Genomic DNA, 6,992 nt, shown 5'->3' with positions numbered 1-6,992 from the left:
CCGGACTACCGGCTGGTTTATCCCGCTGCTATGTATCATTGCGCTGACGTACGTTGCCTGGTGGGGGCGCTATGTCGGCGGGGTGTTCAATTTCCCCGGGCTGAACTGGGAAACCGTGCTGTTTCGCAGCTTCCTCGGCGGTGACGGCATGCTGGGCTCGATTGCCCGGATTTCCTGGTCTTACGTTTTCATGTTCATTCTCTTTGGCGCCTTCCTGGTACGTTCGGGTGCTGGAGAGTTCATCATCGAGCTGGCACGTTGTGCCGCGGGTCGCTTTGTTGGTGGCCCGGGGTTTGTAGCGGTATTCGCTTCAGGGCTTATGGGGTCGGTCTCTGGCTCCAGCGTGGCCAATACAGTCTCCACCGGTGTGATCACTATTCCCCTAATGCGTAAGGCCGGTTTTCCACCGCGTTTTGCGGCTGGCGTTGAAGCCGCAGCTTCAACTGGGGGCCAGCTTATGCCCCCCGTCATGGGAGCGGGTGCCTTTATCATGGCCTCTTACACCCAGGTCTCGTATCTCACCATCATTGGTGTCGCTGCGCTTCCTGCTCTGCTGTACTTCCTCTCGGTGGCCATGTTCGTGCGCATTGAAGCCAAGCGTAGCGGTGCCCAGAAGGTAGAGATGGAACAGGCTCCTAGGCTGATTGACGTACTGAAGGGCGGTTGGCACTACCTGCTGCCACTTGTGATACTGGTAGTCGCCCTTGTCAATGGCTTCACCCCCACCTACGCTGCCGGTATCGCTATCGTATCGGTGGTCGTTGCTTCCTGGCTATCACGTTCACCCATGAAGCTTCAGGCAATCATCGACGCCCTGGTGCTGGGCACCCGCAATATGGTTTCCACCGCCATTCTACTGCTGACGGTTGGTTTGATCGTCAATGTGGTGTCGACGACCGGCATTGGTAACATCTTTTCGTTGATGATCTCAGACTGGGCGGGCGGCAGCCTGTTAATCACCATTGTGTTGATCGCGCTGGCCTCTCTTATACTGGGAATGGGGTTGCCGGTGACGGCCGCTTACATCGTATTGGGCACGCTATCGGCACCTGCGTTGTATGGTTTGATGGCGGAAAGCCAGCTGTTAGAGCTGATTATGGCCGGTGATTTGCCCGAGCAGGCACGGGCGATCTTTATGCTTGCCGCGCCAGATGCCTTGGAAGCGCTGAATGCCCCGATGGACGCTGCCAGTGCCCAACAACTACTGGCCGTGGTGCCGGACGATTTCCGTTCACAACTCTACGAGCAGGCGCTTTCGTCGCACACGATATCGATGATGCTGGTGGCGGCGCACATGGTGATTTTCTGGCTATCTCAGGACTCCAATGTGACTCCGCCAGTATGCCTTACCGCCTTCGCTGCGGCGGCTATCGCCAAAACGCCGCCTATGCGTACTGGTTTTACCGCCTGGAAAATTGCCAAGGGCCTCTACATCATTCCCTTGCTGTTTGTGTGGTCGCCAATGATCACCGGGACGCCGACCGAAATGCTGGTGGTGTTCGCCTTCGCGTTGTTCGGTATTTACGCCATTATCGCAGGGCTGGAAGGCTATCTGGAAAGCGAGTTGCCCTGGTGGCTGCGCCTAGCCATGTTCCCCATTGGTGCTTTAATGCTGTGGCCCCATGGAAACTTACTGCTGGATTTCTTGGGCTTGGCACTGTTTCTGATGACGCTGGTGTGGAGCGCCAGACGTGACCGCCATGTGGCGCATACAATGGCCTGATACTAGGCGAGTATAAAGGGGGCCGCCCTCTTATAAATAGCGCTCAAATAAATGCCGCCATCAAAAGATGGCGGCATTTCAATGTAATGTCTTAATCAAGGTGGGTGATGGGTTGTCGGTCTGGGTCAATATGCCAAGGCAGGCCGAGGCGTGTATTGCGCTCTAGCTCAGCAATGACTTGTGCGCCCAGCAATAAAATGATGGCACCGACTTCCAGGCTGATCAGCACAATGATCAGCGTTGCTAGGGATCCGTAAACGGCGTTGACGAACGAGAGGTGAGTGAAATAGTAAACCAGTAGCAGCCGCACGCCTTCCCACAGCAGCGCCGCGATAAAGCCGCCGATGATCGCTCGGCGCAACGCGATACGCACCACCGGTAGCACCTTATAGATAGCGCTAAACAATAAGAAAACCCCAGCAAAACTGAATAAGTTAAGGACTGGTTCGGAAAACCCTGCAAACGGCAGTTGCCGCTCAAAGAGCGCCATCATCAGCGTATTGAGCGAGCTGGCCAGGGTGACTACCAGCGTTAAGGCCAGCAGCCCCGCCCCTAGCACTAACATGAAAGCGTACGGCAGCATCACCGATACCCACACACTGCGCTTGATATGGGGGCTTTCTGGCGCATGGAAGATAATCGCCAAGGCATCTTCGAGCATGCGAAAGGCGAAGGAGCTGAAGAGCAGTAGAATGGGTAAGCTAAGAATGCCGATGACGTCGCGAGACTCCAGCAGGCTGCGGACAGCATCCATCAACACTTCGGCATGGGCCGGTGCTAGGTGGCGCGCTTGTACAGCAAGAACGCTGAGTAAATGCTGTTGATCCACCACTTTTGTTAACAGCACAACCAATACTGCAAATAGCGGCACGATGGAGAGCAAAATGTTGTAACCCACCCCACCGGCAAGCAGGATGCCGCGATTTTTCAGGAAATGACACACGACACGCCAGGCAAAATGAGCCAGCCGTGGCAGCAGCAGAAGTAAGGCATTGAGTGCCGTTTGGTTGCGCCCCATCGTTTGCCATTCTCCTTGTGCGCCAATGCTATGCCTTGGCGGTGTGATTGTTCAGTGACAACAAGCGCCAGTGGATAGACTGACGCACAGACCGGCAAAATGATAGGCAATGATCGGCGTTGTTCGACAGAGTCAATTGCCCGACATCTGATTTATCGCGTGAAAATGGTTGTGTCTCATTTAGTGAGATGAACTCGCGAATTTGTCTTGCTATGTTCTAGCTCACCTAGACAAATAACGATAAACATAATGCCGGTAAATGAAAACATCACCTCATCAGGCCCCAGCACGCTCGTTCACGCCATGCAGATACTGCAAATTACCGCACGTGGTGGCCACCGCGGTGCGAGTGTCGACGATTATCTGAATGAGCTGAGTTTCAGCCGTCCTACGCTCTATCGGTTGTTAAAAGGTCTCAAGCAGCAAGGGTTTTTACGCTCTTCCCCCATTCGTGGGCGTTACCTGCTGGGCTATGAGTTGCTAGTGCTTGGTGCTCAGGCGGGCAATGGCGCTGGATTGCGAGATTTGGCTCGACCGAGGCTGCTGGCGTTGGCACAACGCTGGGGAGACAGTTTCTATCTGTTCGCCCGCGATGGTATCTACGCGGTTTGCCTGGAAGTACAGAACGGTGCTTATCCGGTGGGCAGTTTCGTTAGGGCGACGGGAGGGCGCTTGCCGCTGGGTGTCGGCCAAGCGTCGATTGCCTTGCTCGCGTATCTCGGTGCGGATGAGCGAGGCGAGATTCTCGACCACAACGCGACACGATTGCGGGATGATTACGCGATTGCCACCGCCGATGTCGAAGCCGAAATTAACCATCTACTAACACATGGCTACGCCCGTGGCGTTGAAGGTTCTCTACTCCCGGAATACTGCGGCTTAGCCATTCCCATCCTCGACCATAGTGGCCACCCCTTGGGAGCCATGAGTTGCTCAATGCTCAAATCTCGCATGACGACGGCCCATAAGTTGGAGGTACTCCAAGGCATGCAAGAGGAAGTCGCCGCTATGGTTAATCAGGCCCACGGCCTGCTGTATCTGGATTAAATCGTCATGTCACAACCCACGCATCCATCCCATCAGCGCCTGTGCGGCTGGAACGCCTGGCTTCCAGAGCGCCAGCCGACCCCCGCCTTGCGTGGCCAAACTGAGGCGGATGTCGTCATCATCGGGGCCGGTTACACCGGCTTCGCGGCAGCTACGGCCTGGCAGCAGGCGCGGCCTGAAGACCGCATCAAAATTCTTGAAGCCGACCAAGTGGGTGAAGGTAGCCCTGGGCGTAACTCTGGTTTCATGCTGGAAATCGCTTTAGCCAATGATGCTCGCCCCGAAGAACTTGAGCGCATGGAGACACTGAACGCATTAAGCCGACAAACCATGGCGCTACTGCGCGAGCGGGTCGAACGGCTGGGNGAGCGGGTCGAACGGCTGGGAATTGACTGCCAACTCGAACGTAGCGGCACTTATCGAGCTGCCCGCAGTGCGATAGGCCAGCGCGCCTTGGCCCAGTATGAAGCTTTTCTTAACGCTGCAGGCCTTTCTTACCAGACCTTGAGCGCTAGCCAACTGGCTGAGCGAATTGGCACGCGCTACTACACACAGGGTATTTATTCACCGGACTGTTATCTCGTTCAGCCTGCAGCATTGATTGTTGGTTTAGCGGATTCATTGGAAACCGGAATCGAACTGCATGAGCACTCTCCCGCGACTCAAATCAAGCCTGATGGCAAAAAGTGGCGTGTCACTACACCCGAGGGTGAAGTAACGGCTGGACAGGTAATCCTGGCCAATAACGCGTTTTCTAGGGCCTTGGGCGCAGACCCTTCGCGGCTAACCGCTATTTATACCTATGCCGCTATTACCGAGCCTTTGCCTGGGCTTGAACGACAACGCATTGCTGCGACGACCTGGGGACTGCTACCCGCACATCGCTTGGGTTGTACGCTGCGCACCACCGCCGATGGGCGCTTGATGATTCGTTCGCGTTACAGCTATGAACGCGAAGCCGATAACGCCCGTATTGAGGCTGAACTGAAAGCGAGCCTTGAGGCGCGCTATCCCGAACTCACCCCAGTGCGCTTCGATAAGGTCTGGGGAGGGACCACCGGGCTGACCTATAACGGTGCGCCACTGTGGGGGGAGATCCAGCCCGGTTTGTATGTATCAGCGGGGTGCAATGGCGGCGGTATCGTCAAGGGTACCTTCCTTGGCGATGCCCTGGCGCGCCATGCCATGGGTCAGCCGGTCGAAAATATTGCGTCGTTATTCGGCAAGGCGAGTTGGATGCCGCCCGATCCCGTGCGTCGGTTGGGTTTCTACCTGACCAGTGAAATGGAGCGCCGTAAGGCAAAACAAGAAACTTGATCCCCACTCACCATTATAAAAAAGAGAGATGACAATGGATCCTCAAGATCATATTGGGCTGCTGTCCATCATGCCGGCGGCATTAGCCATTGTGCTGGCATTTATTACCCGCAACACCGTTTTCTCGCTGGCAGTCGCCTGTTTCGTTGGGGTGATTACCCTGGGCAATGGCTTGATGGGCTTTCCCACGCTGTTAAAGGAAACCCTGGGCACCACCAGTTTCTCCTGGATACTGCTGTTGGAGCTTTTCATTGGCACAGTGATCGCGTTCTTCCAACGCACAGGGGCGATTCAGAACTTTACCGCCTGGGTGGAACGCCGTGCTTTATCGCGAGTGCGGGTTCAGTTGATTGCCTGGGTGATGGGCATGTTCGTTTTCTTCAGCGACTATTTCAGCCCCTTGTTTGTCGGTAGCACCATGCGCGGCCTGACGGATCGCTATCGGGTATCGCGGGAAAAGCTGGCGTATATCGCGGACTCCACTTCCGCCCCGGTGAGTGTGATGGTTCCGATCACTGGCTGGGCAGTGTTTATTTCTGGCTTACTGATTGGCATGGGGCCCATCGAAAATGCTGCACAGGCGATGGGCGTGTTTCTACATGCGGTTCCCTTTAACCTCTATGCATGGCTCTCGGTGCTGGTCGTGGGGCTGGTCATTGTCGGTGTTATTCCACTGTTTGGACCGATGCGCGAAGCCGAGCGTCGCGCTCAGGAAGAGGGCAAAGTGCTGCGTGATGGGGCAGAACCACTGGTGGGCGAGGAGCTGACCGAAATTCCGCCCTATGACGGCGCGCGTACCAACCTATTCTGGAATTTTTTCGCCCCGGTACTGGTGGTGATCGGCGTTGCTGTCGGCACCTTTATCGTGATGGACTCGGCCAAGACCATGGAAGCGTTTCTGGCGGCTTCTGTGTTTCTCGGTATCGTTATGCGCCTTCAGGGCATTCCCTTCAACGACATTATGAAAACCTCGATGGCCGGGATGAAGGGAGTAATGCCAGCCATTATTATTCTGGCGTTAGCCTACTCGTTGAATCAGCTTTCCAAAGACATGGGCACGGCCAGCTATATCGTTGAAGCCACCGGTGGCTGGCTGACACCGGCATTACTGCCAGCGATGACATTCCTTATCGCTGCCGTTATCGCCTTTTCAACCGGTACCTCTTGGGGCACCTTCGCTATCATGATGCCGCTGGCTGTGCCGCTCGCATTCAACTTCAGCAGCGATATGCTGACACCGCTGGTATATGCCACGGTGGCAGCCGTAGCGGGTGGCGGTGTGTTCGGGGATCACTGCTCGCCGTTGTCGGATACCTCTGTGCTTGCATCCACAGGGGCTGCTTCTGACCATATCGACCATATCAAGACGCAAATTCCCTTTGCGCTTGCCGTTGCCATACTCTCCTTGGCTGCTTACCTGTTGCTCGGCCTCACGCTGTAAGCGATAAGCCCTGCGATAGGCCGCCTGAGGCCATTATCGCAGGGCTTAATCTAGCATCAGCCAATGCAAACATTGCCTTGCGGGTCTTCAAACACCGGTATTGCGTCAAGGTTATCAAAAGCACCTGCTAAGCAGTTGCCTGTTTTAATATCAAACGCTGCGCCATGGGCACTGCATAGCAAACGGCTTCTATCTGACGAAATAACACTGTCCGACCGGTAATTTAAAGGTAAGTATTGGTGGGGGCAGGCATTGACGTAGCAATAAATTGCACCCTCTATGCGCGTTACAATGACGGGGAAAGAACCATCGTTACTAATAACTTCCATGCAGTGTGCATTGCCTTCTTCTATAAGTTTAGAAGGGCAAACAATCGCCCCCTCTTGGGGGGCATTTGCATAGTTACGCCACGCGTCGTACACAGTGTTTCCTTTTACCATTTAGCA

Annotated in this window: 6 protein-coding genes; 4 read left to right on the top strand and 2 right to left on the bottom strand. The window is 55.2% G+C overall.

All coding sequences use genetic code 11. The features are described 5' to 3' along the window. Positions 1-1,723 (top strand): TRAP transporter fused permease subunit (locus INT22_RS16500; RefSeq protein ID WP_226912831.1); only part of this gene is annotated, 1,723 nt, incomplete at its 5' end. 91 nt (positions 1,724-1,814) lie between these two features. Here INT22_RS16500 and INT22_RS16495 read toward each other — a convergent pair. After that, positions 1,815-2,741, bottom strand: coding sequence for a YihY/virulence factor BrkB family protein (locus INT22_RS16495; RefSeq protein WP_193061089.1), 927 nt, complete (start codon positions 2,739-2,741; stop codon positions 1,815-1,817). A gap of 249 nt (positions 2,742-2,990) precedes the next feature. On the opposite strand from INT22_RS16495, the gene INT22_RS16490 reads away from it, so the two are divergent. The 3 genes from INT22_RS16490 to INT22_RS16480 all read left to right on the top strand — a co-directional run bounded on the left by INT22_RS16490 (position 2,991) and on the right by INT22_RS16480 (position 6,546). Then, positions 2,991-3,788: an IclR family transcriptional regulator gene (locus INT22_RS16490; RefSeq protein WP_226912830.1), complete on the top strand. Its 798-nt coding sequence runs from the start codon at positions 2,991-2,993 to the stop codon at positions 3,786-3,788. 6 nt (positions 3,789-3,794) lie between these two features. Next, positions 3,795-5,105, top strand: a complete 1,311-nt coding sequence (locus INT22_RS16485; protein WP_193068600.1) for an NAD(P)/FAD-dependent oxidoreductase — start codon at positions 3,795-3,797, stop codon at positions 5,103-5,105. A 34-nt stretch (positions 5,106-5,139) separates the two neighbouring features. Next, the gene (locus INT22_RS16480) at positions 5,140-6,546 is read left to right on the top strand and encodes a Na+/H+ antiporter NhaC family protein (protein WP_120386155.1); all 1,407 of its coding nucleotides are present in this window, start codon (positions 5,140-5,142) and stop codon (positions 6,544-6,546) included. 56 nt (positions 6,547-6,602) lie between these two features. Here the strand turns inward: INT22_RS16480 and INT22_RS16475 are convergent, their stop codons facing one another. After that, positions 6,603-6,968 carry a Rieske (2Fe-2S) protein gene (locus INT22_RS16475; protein ID WP_193068599.1) on the bottom strand — a complete coding sequence of 122 codons (366 nt, stop codon included), beginning with the start codon at positions 6,966-6,968 and terminating at the stop codon, positions 6,603-6,605. Positions 6,969-6,992: the final 24 nt, after the last annotated feature.

It is taken from the genome of Halomonas sp. 3D7M, from assembly GCF_014897885.1.
In the GTDB taxonomy this organism is placed as follows: Bacteria; Pseudomonadota; Gammaproteobacteria; order Pseudomonadales; family Halomonadaceae; genus Vreelandella.
This window is presented reverse-complemented; position numbering and strand designations above follow the sequence as displayed.

What these genes read in the sequence shown, in the direction of transcription:
- INT22_RS16490 (WP_226912830.1), top strand. Translation starts at nt 2,991, where the DNA reads ATGCCGGTAAATGAAAACATCACCTCATCAGGCCCCAGCACGCTCGTT.
- INT22_RS16495 (WP_193061089.1), bottom strand. Translation starts at nt 2,741, where the DNA reads ATGGGGCGCAACCAAACGGCACTCAATGCCTTACTTCTGCTGCTGCCA.
- INT22_RS16480 (WP_120386155.1), top strand. Translation starts at nt 5,140, where the DNA reads ATGGATCCTCAAGATCATATTGGGCTGCTGTCCATCATGCCGGCGGCA.